Here is a 23058-nt window from a genome sequence, read left to right as displayed (position 1 = left end):
CGCGCATGGGCGAGCAGATCCACTACCGCGCCTGCAATCTGTGCGAGGCGATATGCGGGCTGGAGATCCGCGTCCGCGACGGCCGCATCGTGTCGATCCGCGGCGATGCGCACGATCCGCTGTCGCGCGGCCACATCTGCCCGAAGGCGGTCGCGCTGCAGGATCTGCACGAGGATCCGGACCGCCTGCGCCGGCCGCAGAAGCGCATCGGCGAGCGCTGGGTCGAGCTCGGCTGGGACGAGGCGCTCGACGAGGTCGCCGAGCGGCTGGCGGCGATCCGGCTTGCGCACGGCGGCAACGCGATCGGCGTCTACATGGGCAACCCCAGCGTGCACAACTGGGGAATCATGACGCACAGCGGCGCCTTCCTCGGGCCGCTGAAAACGCGCAGCCGTTTTTCGGCGACCTCGGTCGACCAGCTGCCGCACCAGCTCGTCAGCTACTGGCTGTACGGGCATCAGCTGCTGCTGCCGGTGCCGGACATCGACCGCAGCCGCCACATCCTCATGCTCGGCGCCAACCCGATGGCCTCGAACGGCAGCCTGTGGACGGTGCCGGACTTCCGCAATCGCCTGCGCGAGATGCAGGCGCGCGGCGGCAAGCTGGTGCTGATCGATCCGCGCCGCACCGAGACCGCCGAGGTCGCCGACGAGCATCACTACATCCGCCCCGGCGCCGACGCTGCGCTGCTGCTGGCGCTGCTGCAGGTGCTGTTCGCGGAAAACCTCGTCAGGCCCGGCCGGCTCGCGGATTTCAGCGACGGCCTCGACGAAGTCGGCCGGCTGGTCGCGCCGTTCACGCCGGAGCGCGCGAGCGCCGTCACCGGCATCGCCGTCGCCGAAATCCGCCGCCTGGCGCGCGAGCTGGCGGCGGCGGACGGCGCCGCCGTCTACGGCCGCATGGGCGTGTCGACGCAGGCGCACGGCACGCTTTGCCAGTGGGCGATCGCGATGCTCAATCTCGTCACCGGCAATCTCGATCGCGAGGGCGGCATGATGTTCCCGCAGCCGGCGATGGACCTGATCAAGGGCCCGGGTTCGAAGCCCGGCCACTACGCGGCCTGGCGCTCGCGCGTGCGCGGCCTGCCGGAGTTCGGCGGCGAGCTGCCGGTCGCCGCGCTCGCCGAGGAGATTCTGACGCCGGGGCCGGGCCAGATCCGCGCGCTGGTGACGATCGCCGGCAACCCGGTGCTGTCGACGCCGAACGGCCGCCAGCTCGAACGGGCGCTCGGCGCGCTCGACTTCATGGTCGCGGTCGACTGCTATCGCAACGAGACCATGCGCTTCGCCGACTTCATCCTGCCGCCGACCGGCGCGCTCGAACACGATCATTACGATCTGATCTTTCATCACTTCGCGACGCGCAACAGCGCGCGCTACAACGCGCCGCTGTTCGCGCCGCCAGAGGGTGCGCTGCACGACTGGCAGATCTTCGTCGCGCTCGGTCGCCGCCTGCGCGCGCGACTGCGCCCGGACGCCGGCCAGCCGCTGCTGCGGCGGCTGAGCGCGCGGCTGAAGGACGAGCTGATGCTGCGCCTGTCGCCGCAGCGTCTGCTCGACCACGGGCTCAAGCGCGGACCGTACGGCCGGCGCGCCGCCGAACGCCTGTCGCTGCGCGCGCTGCGCGCGGCGCCGCACGGCCGCGATCTCGGTCCGCTGCGCGCGGCGCTGCCGCGGCGCCTGTGCACCGCGGACCGCCGCATCGCCGCGCTCAACGACGCGCTGCGCGAGGAACTGGCGCGCTACGACACCGTGCTCGCCGAACAGCAGGTGAGGGCGCCGCGCGCCGGCGAGCTGTGGCTGATCGGCCGTCGTCACGTGCGCAGCAACAACTCGTGGATGCACAACGCGCAGCGCCTCGTCAAAGGCAAGCCGCGTCACCAGCTGTTCATGCACCCGGACGATCTCGCCGAGCGCGGCCTGCACGACGGGCAGCGCGTGCGCGTCAGCTCGCGCGTCGGCGCGGTCGACGTCGAGGTGCAGGCGAGCGACGCGATCATGCGCGGCGTGGTCTCGCTGCCGCACGGCTGGGGCCATGCGCGGCCCGGCGTGCAGCAGCGCATCGCCAGCCGCCATCCCGGCGCCAGCGCCAACGATCTCACCGACGAGCGCTGCCTCGACGCGCTGTCCGGCAACGCCGCGCTCAACGGCTTGAGCGTGCGCGTCGTCGCCGCGGAGCCGTCGCGCATGGTCAACATCAGGACTGCGGTCAACGAAGAAGGAGCAAGGGCATGAACGAGATCATCGACAAACTCGCGAGCCAGTTCGGCATCGCCCCGGCGCAGGCGGAAAGCGCGGCCGGCGCGGTCCTCAAGCTCGTTCAGCAGGAAGCCGCCAGCGGCGATTTCCAGAAGCTGCTCGCCGCGGCGCCGCAGCTGCAAGGCTGGATCGCCAAGGCCGGTCAGGCGGGCGGCGCGAGCGGTGGCGGCCTGCTCGGCTCGATCGGCGGCCTGGTCGGAGGACTGGGCGGCGAGGCAGGCGGCATCGGCGCCGTGCTGGCGACGCTGCAGAAATCCGGGCTCGGCGTCGAGAGTGCATCGCAGTTCGTGCCGGCGCTGCTGAAACAGCTGAGCGCGCACGTCGATCCGGCCCTGCTCGCACAGGTCCTCGAAGCGGTGCCGGCGCTGAAGCAGCTCGGTGGCGGCGGCTCCGCCGGCCTCGGCGGACTCCTCGGCGGCCTGCTCGGCGGCCGCTGAGCATCGAGCCATGACGAGCCTGCACGGGCGACCCGCGCGTGCGCTGCGTCTCGCCGCCCTGTTGCTGGCGGTACTGCCGGCGACCTCTTCATTTGCCGGCGGCATGGGCCCGCTGGTCACCGACCGGCCGGTGCCCTGGGGCAGCGGCACCGTCGCGCCCGGCGATGCCGAGGCCAAGGTGCGCAAGACCGCCGGCCGCTATCCGGACAGCGTGCAGTCGCTGTCACCGGACGACAACCACGTGATCGGTCAGCGCTGGATGTTCGTCGGCCGCGACGGCGATTCGCGCATCCTTTGGGTCGAATTCATGCGTGGCCGCGTGATGCGCGTGTGGACGGAGCCGATCGAAGAGTCGCTGCAGCCGGGCACGGCGCCGCGCCGCTAGGGCGGGCGGATGCGGCGCGAGCCGTATCAGCGTGTCGGCGACAGCTGCGGATGTTCGCGCACCCGCGCTTCCGTCCAGTCCGGGTCGGAGGCGCGTACCGCTGCGGCGGTGCGCAGCACCGAATAGCCGAAGCGCTGCCGGAAACGCTGGCTGATCTCGTCGAGTGCGCGCTCGTTGGCGGGATTGTCGGCGTGCAGGATAACGACAATGCGCGAGGGCAGCTTCTCCGGCCCGCCGCTCGGCCCGCGCCATTGGCCGTGCACGTCGTACCAGCTCAGGCCGTCCGGGAACCGTGGCGTGACGACGGTCGCCAGAAAGTCATCCCATTGCGCGGCGTCGACCGCGGCGAAGTAGAGCTCGCTGCGGATCATGGCGTGCGAGACCGGCGCGGCGTCTGCGGCCGACGCCGCTTGAACATGGGCCGACGGCAGCGCGGCGGCGAGTGCGAGGGCGAAGCAGGCGATGCGCATGAAAGTGTTCCTCTGGCGTCAGAGCGGTTCGTGCGCCGCGGCCGCGGCGCGGGGCCGGCGCGGCATCAGCCGGGCCAGCAGTGCGACGCCGGCGAGTAGCACGCCGACGCCGAGCAGCGCGCCGTAGCCGACGTAGGCGAGGCTCGAGTACAGCATGTAGAGGCAGACCGCCGCGAACAGCAGCGGCAGCACGGGATAGAGCGGCACCTTCACTGGCCGCGCGACCTCGGGCCGGCGCACACGCAGGACGATGAGCGCGAGACTGCTGAGGCACAGGAAGAACCAGTAGACAGGCGTCATGTATTCGACCATGGCATTGAAGCCGCTTTGCGCGAAGCTGCCGAACAGCACCAGCAACAGGGCGACGCCGGCCTCGGCCAGCACGGCGTGGGCCGGCACGCCGCGGCTGTCGTCCCAGCGGCCGAGTTTCTGCAGCGCCAGCACATCGCGCGCCGCGGCATACGTCGTGCGCGCGCCGACGATCAGCGTTGAGTGAATGCTCGACACCGCAGCGACGCCGACGACGAACACGATCAGCCAGGCGCCGCCGGCGCCGAAGGCGCGGCGCAGCAGTTCGACGGCCGGCGCTTCGCTGGCGGCGAGCCCGGCGAAGCCGAGGCCGCGTACGAAGGCCCAGTTGACGGCGACGTAGATCAGCAGCAGCGCAGCGAGGCTGCCGGTCAGCGCGATGAACATGCCGCGCCGGCCGTCGCGGATTTCGCTCGACAGGGTCGCCGCGTCGCTCCAGCCGCCGAAAGCGAGAAACACGTAGATCATCGCCGCGGACGCGCCGGCGATGCCGCCGGCCGGTGGCGGCGCGGCGACGACGGGCGCGACATAAGCTTGCGCCTGCAGCCACACGCCGACGCCGACGATGCCGACGAAGCCGGCGGTCAGCAGCGTGACGAGCGCCGCCTGCGTGAGGAAGCTGAAGCGCACGCCGACGAGATTTACGCCGGCGAGCACGACGATCAGTGAGGCGGCGACGATGCCCGAACCGTGGGCGCCGAGCGGCAGCAGCGTCGTCAGATGATCGGCGAACAGAAACGCGGTCAGCGCGATCCAGCCGGTATGCATGACGGTGAAGCGCGACCATGCGAACAGAAAGCCGAGCCGCGCGCCGTAGGCGCTGCGCAGGAAGTGGTAGTCGCCGCCGGGATGCGGGAAGGCCGTCGCCATTTCGGCGAAGCACAGCGCGCCGACCATCGATAGCAGGCCGCCGAGCATCCACAGCGGGTAGAAGAGCGCCGCGTCGACGTTCTGCGCGACGGTCGGCGCGGTCTTGAGGATGTCGGTGGTGATGACCATGCCCAGCGTCATCAGGAGGGCATGGCTGACGGCCAGATGACGGCGCGGCCCGGCGGCGGCGTCGCGGTGCGTGCTGCTCATCGTGGCGCCTCGGGAAGACTCATGAATGGATCGTCACGGCGAGCGCTGCGGCGCTCGCCGTGACGATTCAAGATTTCCCTAGAACGAGTACGTGAGGCGTTCGTAGTAGTACGCGCCGTTCGAGCCGAGCGGCGACAGCACGTCGTAGGGCAGGTTGCCACCGTAGTTGATATCGGCGTTCGAGCGTTCCGGATAATTGTCGGTCAGATTGTCGCCGCCGAGCGCGAGCGCGAGCTGCGGCGTGATCCGGTACTCGACTTCGGCGTCGAGCTGCCAGCGCGCGCCGTAAGTCTGCGTCGGATGGAAGCCGCCGCCAAAGTCGAATACGCGCGTGGTCTCGCCCTGGCGCGTCAGGCGGCCGAGCAGGCTCCACTTGGCGTTGCGCCAGTCGCTGCTGACGACCAGGCGGTCGCGCGGCGAGGCGTCGGTCAGCGTGTTGCGCTCCTCGACGCCGACCAGCGCGTCGTCGCCGATGCCGGGAATGATCGCCTGCAGCTCTGCCGGCGTCGGCTCGGTGCTGCGTACCTTGTTCCTGTTGTAGGTGTAGGCCGTGCTGAAGCCGAAGCGCCCGCCGTACAGCTGCTGGTGGTAGTTCAGCACCAGCTCGGCGCCGTCGGTGCGCGTGTCGGCCGCATTGGTGAAGAAGTTGACGTACTGCACGCCAGCCACGCCGAAGTTGTCCTCGATGTACTGCTCGAGATGGCCATCCTCGTCGCCGATGCGCGTCGACAGCGTGATGCGCTGGTCGACGTCGATGTGGAAGACGTCGAGCGAATAGTCGAACTGCTCGGTGAGCTGGCCGCTGATACCGAGGCTGAAGTTGCGCGCGGTTTCCGGATCGAGCCGGCGCGCGCCGAGCGCGCGCGCGATCGGATCGTTGACCGAGAGCACGCGGATGTCGTTGAGCGTGCCGCCTTCACCGAAGTTGCTGGTCGTGCTCTGGAAGCCGACCTGCGCCAGCGACGGCGCGCGGAAGCTGTTCGACACCGCGCCGCGCAGGGCGATCTGGCGCGCGAACTCGTAGCGGCCGCTGAGCTTGCCGGTCAGCTTGCCGCCGGCATCGTCGTAGTGCTCGTAGCGCGCCGCGCCTTCGACGAAGAGACGGTCGGCGATGTCGCCGGACAGATCTAGATAGAAGGCTCCTTCGTTGCGATCGAGATTGGCGGTGTCGCTCGGCCGCAGGCCGCCGCCGCCGACCGCGCCGGTGCCGGCGTAGGAGGCTGCGTCGCCCGGGCTGGTGCGGTAATTCTCGTAGCGGTACTCGCCGCCGAAGGCGAGCAGGAAGCGGCGCGCACCGATCGGCAGATCGCGCGTGAAATCGAGATTTGCCGTGGTCTGGCGCAGTTCGAATGTGCCGGTGTCGAACTGCTTCGGCGAATCGGTACCGAGCGATTCGTTCAAGGTGTGGCGTACGCCGGCGTCGAACTGGTTGCGGCCGTGCGTGACGCTGAAGTCGTAGCTCCACGGCGTGCCGATGCGGCCGCGCAAGCCGGCGGTCGCGCCGAGATCCTGGTTCTCGCCGAGCGATTGCGGCAGGAAGCCGTCCGGATACACGTCGGGCGCCTCGTCGTTGTAGCGAAAGAAGTTGTAGCCGGTGGTGTTGCGATGATTGTAGGTGGCGAACGAGTAGACCTCGCCGATCGCGACCGGCAGCGAGCCGTTGAACCACAGGTTGACGTCGCGCGCCGCGCCATCGCCCATCGCGTAGTTGCGCTGGCCCCAGGCCGGGTTGCTTTCGTCGATCAGGAAGTCGGCGTGGTCGTAGCCGGCGCGGTTGGTCGGGTTGCGGTGCTTGTACTCGGCGCCGGCGCGCAGGAAGCCGCCGTCGTCGCCGAGCCGGGTGCCGATCTTCGCGCCGCTGTAGACGTTCTGGCCGTCGGTGATGGTCTTGTCGATCGCGTCTTCGCGTGTGTGGTAGAGGCCGTAGCTGGCGGCGAGTTCGCCGCCGTCGGCGCCGTCGTCGAGCACGACGTTGATGACGCCGGCGATTGCGTCGGAACCGTACTGCGCGCCGGCGCCGTCGCGCAGCACTTCAATGCGCTTCACGGCGTTGATCGGGATCGAGTTGAAGTCGACCGGCGCGGTGCCGCGGCCGATCTTCGAGGAGTCGTTGACCAGCGCCGAGGTGTGCCAGCGCTTGCCGTTGATCAGCACCAGCACCTGGTCCGGCGACAGGCCGCGCAGCTGTGCGGCACGCACGTGGTCGGCTCCGCCGGAGTTCGACTGGCGCGGGAAGCTGAACGACGGCAGCAGCACCTGCAGAGCCTGGCCGAGTTCGCCGTTCACCGAACCGGCCGCCTGCAGATCCTGCGCGGTGATGACGTCGACCGGCACCGCCGAGTCGAGCACGGTGCGGTCCTTTGCGCGCGTGCCGGTGACGATGATCTGCTGGATATCGCCGTCGGCGGACTCGGCGGCTGGCGCGTCGGCGGCCTGGACCAGAGCGGGGACGGCGGCGAACGCGGCGGCGCCGAGCAGTGCCACGGAGGATGACTTCACGATGCGACTCCCAAGAGACGTAGGAATTTTTGTGCGCGCATTAGCAAGTCGCGTGGCGGGGTGTGTCAATGGATCGAAAAGTCATAGCGCGTCGCGGCCGAGCCATCGCGACCGCCCGCCACGCTTCGTGTATATAAGCAGCCCGCCGCGGGGCTGTCAGTCTCGCTGCCGCGCTTCCTCCTCTCATCATCTTCTGGAGCTTCGGATGATCCGTTCCGGCCTCGTGCTCGTTGTCGCGCTGCTGCTCGGCGGCTGTCTCTATGGGCCCGGCGGCCCGGTACCGGCCGCGCAGCCAGCGCCGGCGACGGCCAGCGCCACGCTGTCCGGCGACACCGCGCATCCGGCCGCCGCGCAGGGCTGGGTGCGTACCGAGCTGTACTTCGGCATCGGCTACGCCGACCGTCCGCAGCCCGACGTCAGCGAGGCGCAATGGCGCGCCTTCCTCGACACCGAGGTGACGCCGCGCTTCCCGAGCGGGCTCAGCGTCCTCGATCTGTACGGGCAGTGGCAGGGCAAGGGCCAGCCGAGCCCGGAACGCCTGCGCTCGAAACTGATCGTGCTGCTGCATGAGGACACGCCGGCGGCGCGCGCGGCGATCGACGCGATCCGCAGCGCCTGGAAGCAGAAGACCGGCGATCAGTCGGTGCTGCGCGTGATGCAGCCGGCCGACGTCTCGTTCTGAGCGCGCGACGATGAAGCGCTTCGTGCGTGGTGACCTCGACGGCTTTTTCGGCCTCGCGCTCGACAACCTGATCCTGCTGCTGGTGCTGTCCGGCCTGTGCCGCTACGTGCTCGGCTTCGACGACGCGCTGCTCGTCGGACGCATTCTGCCGGGCGCGGCGGTGTCGCTGCTGGTCGGCAACCTTTACTACGCGCACCAGGCCCGCAAGCTCGCGCGCCAGACCGGACGCGACGATGTCTGCGCTTTGCCGTACGGGCTCAACGCCGTCACTGTGTTCGCGTTCGTGTTCCTCGTCATGCTGCCGGCCAAGCTCGCCGCGCAGGCGGCCGGCGCCGCCGATCCGGCGCGCATCGCCTGGCAGGCGGGCCTGCTGGCGTGTTTCAGCTGCGGCCTGATCGAGCTGGCCGGCTCCTTTGTCGTCGAGCGCATCCGCCGGGCGACGCCGCGCGCCGCGCTGCTGTCGACGCTCGCCGGCCTCGCGCTCGCGTTCATCTCGCTGGGCTTTCTGTTCCGGACCTACGCGAGCCCGGTGGTCGGCCTGACGACGCTGGCGGTGATCCTGCTTGGCTATTTCGGCCGCGTGCGCTTTCGCGGCGGCCTGCCGGTCGGTCTGGTCGCGGTCGCGCTCGGCACGGCGCTGGCGTGGGGCACCGGCGTCGCGCCGACGGGCTCGGCCCCGGGCGCGCCGGCGCTGCATCTGCCGGTACCGGTGCTCGGCGATCTTGTCGCCTCGTTCCGCCTCGACTTCATCGTCAGCTACTTCGCCATCGTCGTGCCGATGGGCCTGTTCATCGTCGCCGGCTCGATGCAGAACCTCGAATCGGCCGAGGCGGCCGGCGACCGCTACCCGGCGCGGCCCTCGCTGGCCGTCAACGGCTTCGGCTCGATGGCCGCCGCGCTGTTCGGCTCCTGCTTTCCGACCACGCTCTACATCGGCCATCCGGGCTGGAAGGCGATGGGCGCGCGCGCCGCGTATTCGAGCCTGTCCGGCGTCTTCCTCGCGCTGCTCTGCTTCACCGGCACGCTCGCGCACGTCGCTTACCTGATTCCGGTCGAAGCCGGCATGGCGATCCTGCTGTGGATCGGCATCGTCATGAGCGCGCAGGCCTTTCAGGCGACGCCGGCGCATCACGCGCCGGCGGTGGTCATCGGCATCCTGCCGGGTCTGGCAACCTGGGGCTCGCTGATGGCCAAGGCCGGCCTGCATGCGGCCGGGCTCGGCGTCGCCGGCGGTGCGGCGTTCTCGGCGGAGCTGCTGCCGAAGTTCCTGCAGAGCGACGTCTACATCGCCGGCGCCTTCGCGCTGGAGCAGGGTGTGGTGTTCACGGCGATGATCCTGTCGGCGATGACGGTGGCGGTCATCGAGCGCCGCTTCACTGGCGCGGCCGTCTGGTGCGCGATCGCCGCGCTGCTGTCGGCGACCGGCCTGATGCACGGCTACCAGTACGCCTTCGCCGACACCGTGCTGGCGCTGCGTCCGGCCTGGCCGTACGCGCTCGGCTACGGCCTGATGGCGCTGCTGTTCATCTCGGCGCGCTGGCTGACGACGCCGGACGATAGCGTCACGCACTAGGCCCTGGCGGGCGCGCGGCGCTTTCGTCGGCGCCGTCGCGCTCGACCGGTACATAGACGTCGGCGCGCAGCGCCTCGATCGCGACCTGTTCCGGGTCATCCAGGTAGTGATGGAACAGCGGCGTGTCGCGCAGCACGTAGCCGCTGTCCGGCAGCCAGTCGCGCAGCAGTGCCTCGACTGCGGCGTCGAGGCCGTCGTAGTCGCCGACGTGGCGCAGGCGCGCGTAGGTGCCGCCGCCGAGCTCCAGCACCGACAGTCCGGCCGGCAGCGACGCCGGCAGCGGCTTCGAGAACGCCAGCGCGCAATCGAAGGCGTAGTCGGCCGGCGCGACGTCGCGCGCGTCCTGCGCCGGGCGGCCGTAGATGTCGAGCAGGGTGTCGAGCAGACCGAGTTCGCCGGCGCTCGCGAACAGCGCGGTGTAGATGCGATCGAGGTCGCGCGCGTCGCCGACGTTGTGGCGCGCCAGCAGGCGCAAGGGCGCGACCGAGATGACTTCGACGCGCAGCGCCGGCTGCGGCGTCGCCACCGGCATCGCGCCGAGGCGGGCGATCGCCGCGTCGAGCGCGGCGGTGTCGGCGCGCAGCTCGCTCGGTGTGCGGCCGAGCTGCTGCCGGAACGCGCGCGCGAAGGCCTGCGCCGTGTCGTAGCCGGCGCCGAGCGCGACGTCGGTGACGCGCACGCGTGGGTCGCGCAGTGCCTGCAGTGCCGCCAGCATGCGCAGCCGTGCGACGGTCGCGCCGAGGGCTTCGCCGCACAGCGCGCGATACAGGCGATGAAAGTGGAACGGCGAGAAGTGCGCGGCGCGCGCCAGTTCGGCGAGCGGCGGCGGTTCGCGGCCGGCGGCGATCGCCTGCTCGATCAGCGCCAGCGGGCGCTGCAGGCGTTCGAGATAGCGGGCGCGGGCGGCGGAATTCGCGGCGGCGTTCATGGCGGCGTCCTGCGGCGGGTGACCGGCGGCCAGTATCGCGACGCCGCCGCGCGGCGACGGTTCCGATCTTGCTCGCCGCGCCGCCGCGCGCTCAGCGCCAGTCGCCCCACATCGCCTGCAGCGCGGCGAGCGCGGCGACGCCGGCGGTTTCGGTGCGCAGCACGCGCGGGCCCATGCGCATGCCGGTGAAGCCGGCTTGGCGGGCGCGGTCGAGTTCGTGCTCGGTGAGGCCGCCTTCGGGGCCGACCAGCAGCGTCACCGGGCCGGTCGGCGGCGGCAGCTCGCGCAGGCCGTGATGGCCGAGCGGATCCAGCGTCAGGCGCGTGCCGTGCGCGGCTTCGTCGTCGAGCCAGCTCGGCAGCGCGATCGGCGTTTCCACCGCCGGCACGCGCGTGCGGCCGGACTGCTCGCAGGCGGCGATCACCACGCCGCGCCAGTGTTCGAGTTTCTTGTCCCAGCGGTCCGAGTCGAGGCGCACGACGCTGCGCGACGAGATCAGCGGCACGATGCGCGTGACGCCGAGTTCGACCGCCTTCTGCAGCGTGTAGTCCATGCGCTCGCCCTTCGACACGCACTGCGCGAGCGTCAGGTCGAGCGGCGACTCGCGGTCGACGTCGTGGAACGACACCAGGTAGGCGCTCGCCTCGCGCTTGCCGACTTCGACGATTTCCGCGAGGTATTCGCCGCCGCGGCCGTCGAAGGCGATGAAGCGCTCGCCGGGACGCAGCCGCAGCACCTGCACGAGGTGGCGGTACGCGGCGTCGGGCAGGCGCAGGCGGGCGCCGGCGGCGAGGGTTTCGTTGTCGAGGTATATGCGAGGGTCGGCCATGCGCGAAGGATACGACGGCGCCGGGCGATCCCGCACCGCCTCTGCGCTGCGTTCGGCGCGACGCGAGAGGGGCTGTCTGGCGCGCCGGCCCGGCTAGGCCGCCGCTTCGCTGCGCCGCAGGCGCTCGACCTCTTCCTTCGGCGGCGCGCCGAACAGGCGCTTGTACTCGCGGCTGAACTGCGAGGCGCTTTCGTAGCCGACGCGATGCGCGGCAGCGTTGGCTTCGAGGCCCAGCGACAGCATCAGGCGCCGCGCCTCGTGCAGGCGCAGATGCTTCTGGTACTGCAGCGGCGACATCGCCGTCACCGCCTTGAAGTGATGGTGCAGCGCCGAGCTGCTCATGTGCGCGGCCTCGGCGAGCTCCTCGATGCGCAGCGCCTCGCAGTAGCGCTGGCGCAGCACGCGGATGGCGCGGGCGACGCGGCCGGTGCGGCTGTCGGCGGTCGCCAGTTCGCGCAGGCGGTGGCCGAGTTCGCCGACCAGCACGCGGTAGTAGATCTCGCGCAGCGCCAGGGGCGCCAGCACGCCGGCGTCCTGCGGGGCGTCGAGCAGGCGCACGAGGCGCAGCACGGCGTCGAGCAGCGGTTCGGTGGTGCGCGCCGCGTACAGGCCGCGATCGATGCCGGCGCCGGCCGCGGCGCGCGGATCGGTTTCCAGCATCAGCGCGCCGATGTCGCGCGGATCGACGCCGAGGCGCAGGCACAGGTACGGCCGCTCCGGCGTCGCTTCGATGATCTGACCGACGACCGGCAGCGTCACCGAGACGACGAGATAGTTCAGCGGATCGTAGGTGTAGCGCTCGCCGTCGAGCATCGCCTGCTTGCGGCCCTGCGCGACGACGCAGATCGCCGGCTCGTAGACGGTCGGCAGGCACTGCGTCGCCGCGCTGGCGCGCAGCAGCTGCAGCTGCTCGATCACGGTGACATGGGTGCCGTCGCCCGGCGCGAATCGGGCAATGCGTTCGGCAAGCTCGAGGCGCCGGGCATCGAGCGTACTGAGTGGGGCGGCGTCGGCAAAGGCTGCTGCGCTCATCGTTTCGGGCCGTCGGGGGACGCCAGCGATTATGCGCGCGCCCGGATCGTGCGCCATGTCCGGCCGCACGGATTTGCAGAATCGGGCAAGCATCGGCCAGCAATCGACTAAGCCGGCGGGGCTAGCCTGAGCGCCTTCGCCGCGAAATGCCCCCGCTTTCGCGAGCACGCTTCCCTCGACTTCCTGGAGTTCCTGCAATGACCGCATTCATTCCCCGCCGCCGCCTCGGCGCCCACGGCCCCGAAGTTTCGGCGATCGGCCTCGGCTGCATGGGCATGTCCGACTTCTACGGCGGCCGTGACGAGGCCGAGGCGCTGGCCACGCTGCAGCATGCGCTCGACTGCGGCATTACCCTGCTCGACACCGCCGATGCCTACGGGCCGCACACCAACGAGGAACTCGTCGGCCGTGCCATCGCCGGGCGCCGCGGGCAGGTCGTGCTGGCGACCAAGTTCGGCATCGTGCGCGACGCGCAGGATCCGAACGTGCGCGGCTTCAACGGCCGTCCCGAGTACGTGCGCGCTGCCTGCGAGGGCAGCCTGAAGCGGCTTGGCGTCGACCATATCGACCTCTACTACCAGCATCGCGTCGACCGCAACGTGCCGATCGAGGAAACGGTCGGGGCGATGGCCGATCTGGTCCGGGCCGGCAAGGTGCGCTGGCTCGGCCTGTCGGAGGCTTCGGCAGCGACGCTGGAGCGTGCCTGCAAGGTGCATCCGATCGCGGCGCTGCAGAGCGAGTACTCGCTGTGGACGCGCGATCCCGAAGGCAACGGCATGCTCGACGCGTGCCGGCGTCTGGGCGTCGCGCTGGTCGCCTACAGCCCGCTCGGCCGCGGCTTCCTGACCGGCGCGTTGCGCAGTCCGGCTGACTTCGCCGCGGATGACTACCGCCGCCACAGTCCGCGCTTCCAGGGCGAGAACTTCGCGCGCAATCTCGCGCTGGTCGCCAAGGTCGAGGCGATGGCCGCGGCGCGCGGCTGCACGCCGGCGCAGCTGGCGCTGGCCTGGGTGCTCGCGCAGGACCAGGACGTGATTCCGATCCCCGGTACCAAGCATCGCCGCTACCTCGACGAAAACCTCGGCGCGCTGGCGCTGTCGCTCGGCGCCGATGAGCTCGCCGCGCTCGACGCGGTGTTCCCGCCGGACGCCGCCGCCGGCGCGCGCTATCCGGATGCGATGCTCGCCGCGATCAATGCCTGAGCGTTGCCGGCGCCCGGCCGGCAGCGGCCTTCCGCGCTCGCGCCGCGTGCCCCGTTGACGGCGCGCGCGGCGCTTTTCATGATGGTGCCGTCGTCGCGGGAGAGACCGGCATGCGCCGGCGCCGAAGGAGCAACCGCCCCGGAATCTCTCAGGCAAAAGGACCGCAGCACGACGTTGTGACTTCTGGAAAGCGATGCCGTGCGCATCCGCCGACGGGATAACGATCTCAGGCAGCAGCGACAGAAGGGGCGCAGTTTCGGTTCGTGATCGGATACCGGAGGCGCCTTCATGCAGCTTCACGATGCCGCTGTTCCACTGGCCACCCTGGCCGCCGCGCCGGGTGCGCGGCCCGACCCGCGCCTGACGCCAGTCAGCGTCCGCGAGCTGTTCACGATCGGCATCGGCCCGTCGAGTTCGCACACGGTCGGGCCGATGCGCGCCGCGTTCCGCTACGCCGGTCTGCCGGCGCTGCGCGCACGGGCGCCGCACACCCTGGTCTGCGAGCTGTTCGGCTCGCTGGCGCTGACCGGCAAGGGTCACGCGACCGATGTCGCCGTGCTGCTCGGCCTCAGCGGCTGGGAACCGGAGCGCGTCGATCCGGACGCGGTGCCGCGTCTCGTCGAGGCGATTCGCACGCGCGGCGAACTGCCGCTGCGCGGCGGGCAGACGATTGCGTTCCGCGAGTCCGAGCATCTGCTGCTGCACCGCGGCGAGTTCCTGCCGGGCCATCCGAACGCGCTGCGCTTCACCGCGCAGTTCGACGATGCGCCGCCGCTGGTGCATCACTACTACTCGGTCGGCGGCGGCGCGATCGTCGGCGACGACGCCGGCGCAGCCGGCGCGGATGCCGCCGCCGAGCTGCCGCGGCTGCCGTACCCGTTCTCGTCCGGCGCCGAGCTGCTGGCGCTCGGCCGCGACAGCGGTCTGTCGGTCGCCGCGCTCATGCGCGCCAACGAACGTGCCTGGCGCCCCGACGCCGATACCGACGCCTTTCTCGACGCCGTGCGCGCGGCGATGTTCGCCTGCATCGAACGCGGCTGCCGCGTCGACGGCGTGCTGCCCGGCGGCCTGCGCGTGCGCCGCCGCGCGCGGGCCCTGCACGACGATCTGGTGTCGCGCGGCCGGCGCTCCGATCCCTCGCACATCTTCGAGTGGGTGAGTCTCTACGCGCTCGCCGTCAACGAGGAGAACGCGGCCGGCGGCCGCGTCGTCACGGCGCCGACCAACGGCGCGTCCGGCGTGCTGCCGGCGGTGCTGAAGTACTACGAGACCTTCACCGAGGCGCCGACGCTGCCGGGCAGCCGCGACTTCCTGCTGACGGCGGCGGCGATTGGCCTGCTCTACAAGAAGCGCGCGTCGCTGTCGGCCGCCGAGATGGGCTGTCAGGGCGAGGTCGGCGTCGCCTGCTCGATGGCGGCGGCCGGACTGGTCGCGGCGCTCGGCGGCAGCAATGCGCAGATCGAGAACGCCGCCGAGATCGGCATGGAGCACAACCTCGGCCTGACTTGCGATCCGGTCGGCGGCCTCGTGCAGATCCCGTGCATCGAGCGCAACACCATGGGCGCGGTCAAGGCGATCAACGCCGCGTATCTGGCGCTGCGCAGCGACGGCCGCCATGTGGTTTCGCTCGACAGCGTGATCGAGACCATGCGCCAGACCGGCGAAGACATGCGGCCGAAGTACAAGGAGACGAGCCTCGGCGGCCTGGCGGTGAACGTCGTCGAATGCTGAGGCGCTTGCGCTGCGGCGCGGCCGTGCGCCGCGGCGCAAGCCGTAGTGATGACGACGACAGCGCCGCGCGCCGCTACGGCCGCGCGCGGATCCAGATCGGGCTGGTGTAGGCGAGCGATTCGCCCGAGGCATTGTCGACGCGCACGAAAAACCAGTGCTCGCCCTCGGCCGCGACCGGCAGCGCGTACTGCAGCGTGTCGCCGCTGATGGTCGCGAGCGGGCTGCCCGGGCCGTCGGCGAGCGGCGCCCGCGGATCGGCGCGGTCGTAGAGGCGCAGGATGCCGCTGAACGGCGCGCCGGAGGCGAGCGTGACGTGCACGCGCAGCGGCACCGTCTTGCCGGCGCTGCAGCTCAGGCGCGAGCCCATCGCGTGGCCCTCGGCGTCGAGGCTGATGCGCAGGTCTTCGTTCGGCTGGTTGCTGACCAGCGCGTACATGCGGCGCGCCTGCATCGCCTTCTTGAAGGCGGCCTCGTCGAGCGATTCGGCGAGCACCACGGTCTTCGGATGCTGCGGCTGTGCCCAGGTGGTGTCGTGCATGTCCTCGGCGCCGACCGCGCCGACGTGCCAGCCGCGGTCCAGCGCCCGCATGTAGGCGTCGGCGTAGCGGTCGTGGCGATGGTCGTTCGCGAGTTCGATGCCGACCATCTGCGCGTCGACGCTGTCGATGTAGGCGAAGTCGTTCCAGTTGCAGCCGGCGTCGCTGTCGCTGAGGCACTTGTCGCCGGGGTGGTTGAAGATCGCCAGGCTGTCGGCGCCGCCGCCGAGCGCGGTTACGCCCGGCGTCGCGTCCGGGCCCGGCGCGCGCGCCAGCCAGCTCCAGAACGCGTCCATCGTCAGCAGGTAGCCGCCGTCGAGCTTGGCGTTCGAGAAGTTGCGGCCGAACAGCACGTTGATGTGGCCGAAGCGGTCCGAGGTCCACTCGAAGCCGCGAATCGGCAGGAAGCGCTCGCTGCGGTCGGCGTCGACCTGCTGCTGCGTCATCTCCCACTTGCGGAAGTCGCCGGCCTGCGGGACCAGGCAGGTCAGCAGGCCCTGCAGCGAGCTGAAGCAGTCCGAGCCGACGGAGAGATAGAGCAGACCGTTGAGCGTGTCGGAATGGTCGGTGACGGCGGCGAATGACAGCTGCTGGTCGTACGCGGCCTGGAACACGTCGTGCGGCTTGGAGCGGATGTCGCCGTCCGAGTACGCGGTGTGAGCGTGGATCAGGCCGCGGTAGTGCTGCAGCGGCGTGGTCGGCGCGTCCGGATCCTCGTCGCAGGCCTTGACCACCGGCGCGGCCGAGAAGCGCGCGCTGACGCGGGCGTCGGCGTCGAGCCGCAGCGTGCAGCTCGTGCCGCTGCAGGCGCCCGTGAAGCCGTCGAACTGCTGGCCGTCGGCCGGTGTCGCCGTCAGCACCACCGTGCTGCCGGCGGGCAGATTCGCCTCGCACTGCGTGCCGCAATCGATGCCACTTGGCGCCGAGACTACGCGGCCGGCGCCGCTGACGCTGACCGCGAGCCGGTAGTGCGTGCCGCCGTTGCCGCCGTCGCTGCCACCGCCACCGCCACCGCCGCAGGCCGCGAACGCGAGTGCCATCGCCGCCGCCACGCCCGCCCGCCAGGCCCGCATCCGCATCGCCGTCTTCCCCCGAAGAAAACGCCGACGATGCGGGAGCGAAGTGAAACGGCGATGACAGAGCGCTGTGGCGCGCGCACGCCGGTCGCGGCCGACGTGCCGGTGTCAGGTCAATGTCAGTCGCGCACGGCGCGGCGGATGCCCTCGGTCGCGACCTGCACGAGCCGTTCGATCTCCTTCGGCGTGATGACGTACGGCGGCATGAAGTAGATGACGTTGCCGAGCGGGCGCAGCAGCACGCCCTGTTCGAGCGCGTAGTTGTAGACGCGCAGGCCGCGGCGCTCGGCGGCCGGGAACGGTTCCTTGGTGCGAATGTTTTTCGCCATCTCGATCGCCAGCACCATGCCCTGCTGGCGCACCTCGGCGACATGCGGCAGCTGGCGCAGCTCGGCGGTCTGCGCCCACATCAGCTGCGCGACGGCGCGGTTGGTCGCCAGCGCGCGCGTTTCCTCGAACAGATCCAGCGTCGCCAGCGCGGCGCGGCAGGCGAGCGGATTGCCGGTGTACGAGTGCGAATGCAAAAAGGCCTTGCCCTCGCGGTACTCGGCCCAGAACGCCTCGTAGATCGACTCGCGCGTCAGCGTCACCGCCAGCGGCAGGGTGCCGCCGGTGATGCCTTTCGACAGGCACATGAAGTCCGGCGTGATGCCGGGCTGCGCGTCCTCGTCGTGGCGCGGCGGCGGCGCCCAGTCGCAGGCCCACATGCGGCCGGTGCGGCCGAAGCCGACGGCGATCTCGTCGGCGATCAGGTGCACGCCGTGGCGGTCGCAGGCCTCGCGCAGCAGGGTCAGGTACAGCGGGTGGTACATGCGCATGCCGCCGGCGCACTGGATCAGCGGCTCGACGATCACCGCGCAGACTTCGTCGGCATGGCGCTCCAGCACCTGCTCCATGTGCCAGAACTGGCGGCGCGTGTAGTCCTCCCAGCTCTCGCCGGCGCCGCGCGGGTAGCAGTCGGGCGAGGGCACGTGGATCGGCTGCAGCAGGAGCGGCGCGTAGGTGTCGCGGTACATGCTCGGGCCGCCGACCGCGAGCGCGCCGAGCGTCTCGCCGTGGTAGCTGTTGTCGAGCGCGATGAAGCGTGTCTTCTTCGTCTTGCCGACGTTGCGCCAGTAGTGAAAGCTCATCTTCAGCGCGACCTCGACCGCCGACGAGCCGTTGTCGGCGAAGAAGCAGCGATTCAGGCCCGGCGGCGCGAGGCGCACGAGGCGCTCCGCGAGTTCGACGGCCGGCGCGTGCGTGAAGCCGGCGAAGATGACGTGGTCGAGCGTGTCGAGCTGATCCTTGAGCGCCGCGACGATCGCCGGGTGGCGGTGGCCGAAGATGTTCGTCCACCACGAGCTGACCGCGTCCAGATAACGCTTGCCCTCGAAGTCCTCGAGCCAGACGCCCTCGGCGCGCGCGATGGGAATCAGCGGGATTTCCGGCGCGGCGCCGGCGTGGTCGCGCATCTGCGTGCAGGGATGCCAGACATGCGCGAGCGAGCGTTGCTTCCAGTCTTCGTTGGTCATGGGGCAGGGTACGGTGGCCGCGGCGTTACGGTCCGGCAACGCCGGCTGCGGCTTGTCGACAGTGATTCGAAATTGTAACGGCGCCGCCGTTGCGCCGGCTTGCTGCCCGAGTCGGGCGTCCGCCCCTCGTTCGGTGGGGAGAGCTGCGCGGATGCGTTCAGCTGTCTTCGTCGAAATAGTCGCTGTCGAGCTTCGGCACTTTGATGATGCGCGACGAGACGCCGACCTCGTGCTCGATCATCAGATGCACGAGCCTGGCGCCGTCGACGAGGACGATGCCCTCGACGGACTTCGCGAAGTCCTGAGCCTGCGGCGTGAAGCTGGACGTCGTGATGAAGACGCCGCGCTTCGCCCTCTGGCCGGCCAGCGCGCCGTAGAAGGCCTGCAGGTCCGGACGGCCGACCGTGTTTTCCTTCCAGCGCTTGGCCTGTACGTAAACCTTTTCCAGGCCGAGCTTGTCGAGCGAGATCACGCCGTCGATGCCGCCGTCGCCGCTGCCGCCGACGCGCTGCAGGTCGTCGCGGCTCGCGCCGTAACCGAGCGCGTGCAGGACATCGAGCACGATGTTCTCGAAATGCAGGGGAGAGGCGCGCTTGAGGCTTTCGAGCAGATCGGCCGCGGCGCTGTCACGCAGTTCCTGCAATGCCTGTTCGAGGCGTTCTTCAGGGCTGACCGGCGCGCCGGGAGGGATCGACGGCGGGGCGATGTCCGGCATGGCCGGTTTGCTCTGCGGGTCGTTGTTGCCGAGTCGCAGCGCCACGTTGGCGGTCGCCAGCCGTTCGACCTCCTTGGCGGGCAGCGGCGACGCGTGCTCGCGAGCGTAAGCGATGCCGGCGTCGGTCAGCTTCCAATAACCCCGGCGAGGGCTTGTCGACAGGCCCGCGCGCTTCAGGCGGTCGTGCGCCCAGCCGGAGCGGTTCTTGTACGTCGCCTGGCCGCTGCCGATCTGTTCCTGCCGCTGCTCGGCGCTCAGGCCCAGCGCTCCTGCCGCCGCTTCGTGCGCGGCGTGCGCCGGCACGCCTTCCGGATGTGCGGCGAGATGGCGCAGGATCGGTTCGATGAACTGGTCGAAAGTCGGTACAGGCACGGCGCTTCCCCAAGCTTGGCCCGCAAAGGCTAACGTGCAGGCTGCCTCTTGTGCAGTTGCAGCGCGGGTGCCGGCGTGCCAGTCGCCTCACCGAGGAAGCTCATCGGCGCGCGGACTCGGCTCGTCGCTGTCGGCCCCGGCGGTATGGCGACCTGCTACAGGTCCTTGATCACCACCAGCGAATTGCGCTGGTAGTTGTAGAGGCGCTGCTTCTGCACTGGCAGCTCGTCGATCGGCGCCTTGTGGAAGCCGTGCTCGATGAACCAGTGCGGGGTGTGCGTGGTGAGGCTGAACAGTTTCTTCAGGCCCATCGCGCGGGCTTCGCTCTCGACGCGCTTGAGCAGCGCGCTGGCGCGGCCGGCGCGGCGGTATTCCGGGTGCACGGCGACGCAGGCCAGCTCACCCATCGCGTTCTGCGGAAACGGGAACAGCGCGCAGCAGGCGATGACCAGACCGTCGCGGACGATGACGTTGAAGTGCTGGATGTCGAGCTCCAGCTGCTCGCGTGAGCGCGGCACGAGGATGCCCTGCTGTTCGAGCGGCTGGATCAGCGCCATCACGCCGCCGACGTCCTCGATGGTGGCGTCGCGCGTGGCTTCGTAGTCGGCATCCGAATACAGCATCAGGCCGACGCCGTCGCGCGTGTACAGCTCGCGCAGCAGCGCGCCATCGTCGTGGCCGACGAGGTGGATGCGTTTGACGCCGCCCTTGGTGGCGGCGAGCGCGGCCTGCAGGTAGCCGTGGTCGATGGGCGTCAGCGTGCCGGATTCGAGCAGCTGCTCGCCCTCGGCCCAGGACAGCTGGCCGGCGTCGCCGGTGCCCTCGGCGAGGCCCCACTGGTCGGGATTGGTTGGCGTGACGAAGACCAGCTTGTCGGCGCCCATCGCCACGGCGACAGCGGTCGCCAGGTCCTCGGCGCGCAGGTTGAACGCTTCGCCGGTCGGCGAGTAGCCGATCGGCGACAGCAGCGCGACGCGATCCTGCGCGAGCACCTGGGCGATCGTCTCGGTGTCGACGCGGCGGACTTCGCCGGTGAACTGGTGGTCGATGCCGCTGCGCACGCCGACCGGGCGCGCGGTGATCCAGTTGCCGCCGGCGACGCGCAGGCGCGCGCCGCCCATCGGCGTCGACGCCAGCGAGGTCGACAGGCGCGCCTCGATGTCCATGCGCACGCTGCCGGCGGCGGCCTTGGCGCATTCGAGCGCGGCGCGGTCGGTGACGCGCACGTTGTCGACGAAGCGCGGTTCGATGCTCTGGGCCTTGAGCCGGGCGTCGATCTGCGGGCGGATGCCGTGCACGAGGATCAGCTTGACGCCGAGGCTGTGCAGCAGGGCGATGTCGTAGATCAGCGAGTCGAAGTCCGGTCGCTCGGCCGCTTCGCCGCCGAAGGCGATGACAAACACGCGGCCGTTGTGCGCATGCACATACGGCGCGCAACCGCGCAGCACGGAAACGAAGTCGGACGGGTTCATGCGCGAATTATAGGGCGCCGGCCCGAACCGCCGGTGGCGAGGCAGGCGCCGCCGGCCGGACGCGTGCGTGCGGGCGGGATGGCGCCGAGCCGCGATGCCTTGCGTTAGCGGCCGCACCGAAGGCGGTCCGTTTCGCGGCATGCCCCACGCGCCGGATTGACGCCGGTCAAGGCCGCGCCGGGTGGCCGATCTAAGATGAAGTCGTTGGCGCGAACCCCCGAGTGGTGTCGGGACCCCGCAAATGCGCCAGCCGGGGCCGCCGGCGGACCTCCCCGACCGCCGGCGGCCTGCCGTCTGGCGGGGAATCCCTGCGAATGTCGCCGAGACGACAAACTGGCCGAGCGCCGGTCGTTACCATCGCGGCCGCGCGAGACGCGCCGCACGATAAACGTTCAGCCCGAGGAAAGGCCATGTACTCCGATCGCATCCGTCGCCCCAGCCTTGCCAGCCGCATCATGAGCGCCGATCAGGCGGCTGCCCTGATCGAGGACGGCATGACGGTCGGCATGAGCGGCTTCACGCGCGCCGGCGACTGCAAGGCCGTGCCGCTGGCGCTCGCCGAGCGGGCCGCGAACGCGCCGCTGAAAATCACGCTGATGACGGGCGCCTCGCTCGGCAATGACATCGACAAAGTGCTGTCGGAGGCCGGCGTCATCGGTCGCCGCATGCCGTTCCAGTCCGATCCGACGCTGCGCCGCAAGATCAACGCCGGCGAAGTGATGTTCATCGACCAGCACCTGTCGGAAACGGTCGAGCAGCTGCGCGGCCGCCAGCTGGCGCCGGTCGACGTCGCCGTGATCGAGGCGACCGCGATCACCGAGCATGGCGGCATCGTGCCGACCACGTCGGTCGGCAATTCCGCGAGCTTCGCGATTCTCGCCGACAAGATCATCGTCGAGATCAATCTGACGATGCCGGCGGCGCTCGAAGGCCTGCACGACATCTTCATTCCCACTTACCGGCCGCATCGCCTGCCGATCCCGCTGATCACGCCGGAACAGCGCATCGGCCTGCCGTACATTCCGGTCGATCCGGAAAAGATCGTCGCGATCGTCATCACCAACAAGGCCGACAGCCCGTCCAACGTGCTGCCGCCGGACGCCGAGACGCGCGCGATCGCCGGCCATCTCGACGAGTTCCTGCGCAACGAGGTCCGCGTCGGGCGCCTGCCGCTGACACTGCAGCCGCTGCAGGCGGGCATCGGCACGATCGCCAACGCCGTGCTGCACGGCCTGATCGAGTCGCAGTTCCACAGCCTGAAGATGTATTCGGAAGTGCTGCAGGACAGCTCGATCGAGCTGATCGACGCCGGCAAGCTGGCGTTCGCCTCGGCCTCGTCGATCACGCTGTCGAAACCGCTCTACGAGCGCGTGCTCGCCGGCATCGATCACTACAAGCGCTACCTGGTGCTGCGCCCGCAGGAGATCAGCAACCATCCCGAGGTCATCCGCCGCCTCGGCCTGATCACGATCAACACCGCGCTGGAGTGCGACATCTACGGCAACGTCAATTCGACGCACGTCGGCGGCACGCACATGATGAACGGCATCGGCGGCTCCGGCGATTTCGCGCGCAATGCGCACCTGTCGGTGTTCGTCACCAAGTCGATCGCCAAGGACGGGGATATCTCCAGCGTGGTGCCGTTCGTTGCGCACGTCGATCACACCGAGCACGACGTCGACATCATCGTCACCGAGCAGGGCCTCGCCGATCTGCGCGGCCTGGCGCCGCGCGAGCGCGCCCGCACGATCATCGAGAACTGCGTGCACCCGATCTACCGCGATGTGCTGCGCGACTACTTCCGCGCCGCCTGCCAGCGCGGCGGCAACACGCCGCACATTCTCGAAGAAGCGATCGCCTGGCACACGCGCTATCGCGATACCGGCACGATGCGCTTGCTGCCGCGCGCGAGCGCCGTCGCCTGAGATGCCAGGCCCCGGCGCGCAGCGCCGGGGCGT

18 protein-coding genes and 1 riboswitch are annotated in these 23058 nt (G+C 70.3%); of the genes, 8 read left to right on the top strand and 10 right to left on the bottom strand.

Annotated features, from left to right (window positions below):
* Positions 1 to 5: 5 nt before the first annotated feature.
* From H149_RS0104370 to H149_RS0104360, 3 genes are read left to right on the top strand one after another with little or no spacing between them, the layout of a single operon-like run.
* Positions 6 to 2234, top strand: a complete 2229-nt coding sequence (locus H149_RS0104370) for a molybdopterin-dependent oxidoreductase (RefSeq protein ID WP_020648520.1) — start codon at positions 6 to 8, stop codon at positions 2232 to 2234.
* The gene (locus tag H149_RS23565) at positions 2231 to 2695 is read left to right on the top strand and encodes a DUF2780 domain-containing protein (protein WP_020648519.1); all 465 of its coding nucleotides are present in this window, start codon (positions 2231 to 2233) and stop codon (positions 2693 to 2695) included. The genes H149_RS0104370 and H149_RS23565 overlap by 4 nt, the downstream gene beginning before the upstream one ends.
* Positions 2696 to 2705: 10 nt before the next feature.
* Positions 2706 to 3080, top strand: a complete 375-nt coding sequence (locus H149_RS0104360) for a hypothetical protein (RefSeq protein ID WP_026352846.1) — start codon at positions 2706 to 2708, stop codon at positions 3078 to 3080.
* A 26-nt stretch (positions 3081 to 3106) separates the two neighbouring features.
* Here the strand turns inward: H149_RS0104360 and H149_RS19660 are convergent, their stop codons facing one another.
* From H149_RS19660 to H149_RS0104345, 3 genes are all read right to left on the bottom strand, one after another.
* A complete protein-coding gene (locus H149_RS19660; protein ID WP_020648517.1) occupies positions 3107 to 3550 on the bottom strand; it encodes a DUF3574 domain-containing protein in 444 nt (147 codons plus the stop codon).
* An 18-nt stretch (positions 3551 to 3568) separates the two neighbouring features.
* A complete protein-coding gene (locus H149_RS0104350; RefSeq protein WP_020648516.1) occupies positions 3569 to 4939 on the bottom strand; it encodes an APC family permease in 1371 nt (456 codons plus the stop codon).
* A gap of 78 nt (positions 4940 to 5017) precedes the next feature.
* On the bottom strand, positions 5018 to 7438 hold the full coding sequence (locus H149_RS0104345) for a TonB-dependent receptor plug domain-containing protein (RefSeq protein WP_039747883.1): 2421 nt from the start codon (positions 7436 to 7438) through the stop codon (positions 5018 to 5020).
* A 205-nt stretch (positions 7439 to 7643) separates the two neighbouring features.
* On the opposite strand from H149_RS0104345, the gene H149_RS0104340 reads away from it, so the two are divergent.
* Together H149_RS0104340 and H149_RS0104335 are read left to right on the top strand one after the other, a co-directional pair.
* Positions 7644 to 8120 carry a DUF3574 domain-containing protein gene (locus H149_RS0104340; RefSeq protein WP_020648514.1) on the top strand — a complete coding sequence of 159 codons (477 nt, stop codon included), beginning with the start codon at positions 7644 to 7646 and terminating at the stop codon, positions 8118 to 8120.
* A gap of 10 nt (positions 8121 to 8130) precedes the next feature.
* Complete coding sequence (locus H149_RS0104335; protein ID WP_020648513.1) at positions 8131 to 9693, top strand: SulP family inorganic anion transporter; 1563 nt, start codon at positions 8131 to 8133, stop codon at positions 9691 to 9693.
* Here H149_RS0104335 and H149_RS19655 read toward each other — a convergent pair.
* From H149_RS19655 to H149_RS0104320, 3 genes are all read right to left on the bottom strand, one after another.
* Complete coding sequence (locus H149_RS19655) at positions 9683 to 10621, bottom strand: AraC family transcriptional regulator (protein WP_020648512.1); 939 nt, start codon at positions 10619 to 10621, stop codon at positions 9683 to 9685. The genes H149_RS0104335 and H149_RS19655 overlap by 11 nt on opposite strands.
* A 91-nt stretch (positions 10622 to 10712) precedes the next feature.
* On the bottom strand, positions 10713 to 11450 hold the full coding sequence (locus H149_RS0104325; protein ID WP_020648511.1) for a 16S rRNA (uracil(1498)-N(3))-methyltransferase: 738 nt from the start codon (positions 11448 to 11450) through the stop codon (positions 10713 to 10715).
* Positions 11451 to 11543: 93 nt separating this feature from the next.
* Positions 11544 to 12482, bottom strand: a complete 939-nt coding sequence (locus H149_RS0104320; RefSeq protein ID WP_020648510.1) for an AraC family transcriptional regulator — start codon at positions 12480 to 12482, stop codon at positions 11544 to 11546.
* 209 nt (positions 12483 to 12691) lie between these two features.
* On the opposite strand from H149_RS0104320, the gene H149_RS0104315 reads away from it, so the two are divergent.
* Together H149_RS0104315 and H149_RS0104310 are read left to right on the top strand one after the other, a co-directional pair.
* Positions 12692 to 13684, top strand: a complete 993-nt coding sequence (locus H149_RS0104315) for an aldo/keto reductase (protein WP_154654642.1) — start codon at positions 12692 to 12694, stop codon at positions 13682 to 13684.
* Positions 13685 to 13770: 86 nt separating this feature from the next.
* A riboswitch (glycine riboswitch) is annotated at positions 13771 to 13858 on the top strand.
* 114 nt (positions 13859 to 13972) lie between these two features.
* Positions 13973 to 15415 (top strand): L-serine ammonia-lyase, encoded by a 1443-nt coding sequence (locus H149_RS0104310; protein ID WP_020648508.1) that lies wholly within the window; start codon positions 13973 to 13975, stop codon positions 15413 to 15415.
* A 73-nt stretch (positions 15416 to 15488) separates the two neighbouring features.
* Here H149_RS0104310 and H149_RS0104305 read toward each other — a convergent pair whose 3' ends face one another.
* The 4 genes from H149_RS0104305 to argA form a co-directional block, all read right to left on the bottom strand.
* Positions 15489 to 16991 carry an InlB B-repeat-containing protein gene (locus H149_RS0104305; RefSeq protein WP_154654626.1) on the bottom strand — a complete coding sequence of 501 codons (1503 nt, stop codon included), beginning with the start codon at positions 16989 to 16991 and terminating at the stop codon, positions 15489 to 15491.
* A 155-nt stretch (positions 16992 to 17146) separates the two neighbouring features.
* Positions 17147 to 18541: an adenosylmethionine--8-amino-7-oxononanoate transaminase gene (locus tag H149_RS0104300; protein WP_020648506.1), complete on the bottom strand. Its 1395-nt coding sequence runs from the start codon at positions 18539 to 18541 to the stop codon at positions 17147 to 17149.
* Between the two features lie 157 nt (positions 18542 to 18698).
* On the bottom strand, positions 18699 to 19628 hold the full coding sequence (locus H149_RS0104295; RefSeq protein WP_020648505.1) for a restriction endonuclease: 930 nt from the start codon (positions 19626 to 19628) through the stop codon (positions 18699 to 18701).
* A 155-nt stretch (positions 19629 to 19783) separates the two neighbouring features.
* Positions 19784 to 21100 (bottom strand): amino-acid N-acetyltransferase, encoded by a 1317-nt coding sequence (argA, locus tag H149_RS0104290; protein WP_020648504.1) that lies wholly within the window; start codon positions 21098 to 21100, stop codon positions 19784 to 19786.
* 410 nt (positions 21101 to 21510) lie between these two features.
* On the opposite strand from argA, the gene scpC reads away from it, so the two are divergent.
* On the top strand, positions 21511 to 23025 hold the full coding sequence (gene scpC / locus H149_RS0104285; protein ID WP_026352844.1) for a succinyl-CoA:acetate CoA-transferase ScpC: 1515 nt from the start codon (positions 21511 to 21513) through the stop codon (positions 23023 to 23025).
* The last annotated feature ends 33 nt before the right edge of the window (positions 23026 to 23058 follow it).

Origin of the sequence: Solimonas variicoloris DSM 15731, assembly GCF_000382285.1 — a bacterium.
GTDB classification, from domain to species: Bacteria; Pseudomonadota; Gammaproteobacteria; order Nevskiales; family Nevskiaceae; genus Solimonas; species Solimonas variicoloris.
Note: the sequence above shows the minus strand (reverse complement) of the source record. Positions and strands in the feature narration are given on the sequence as shown.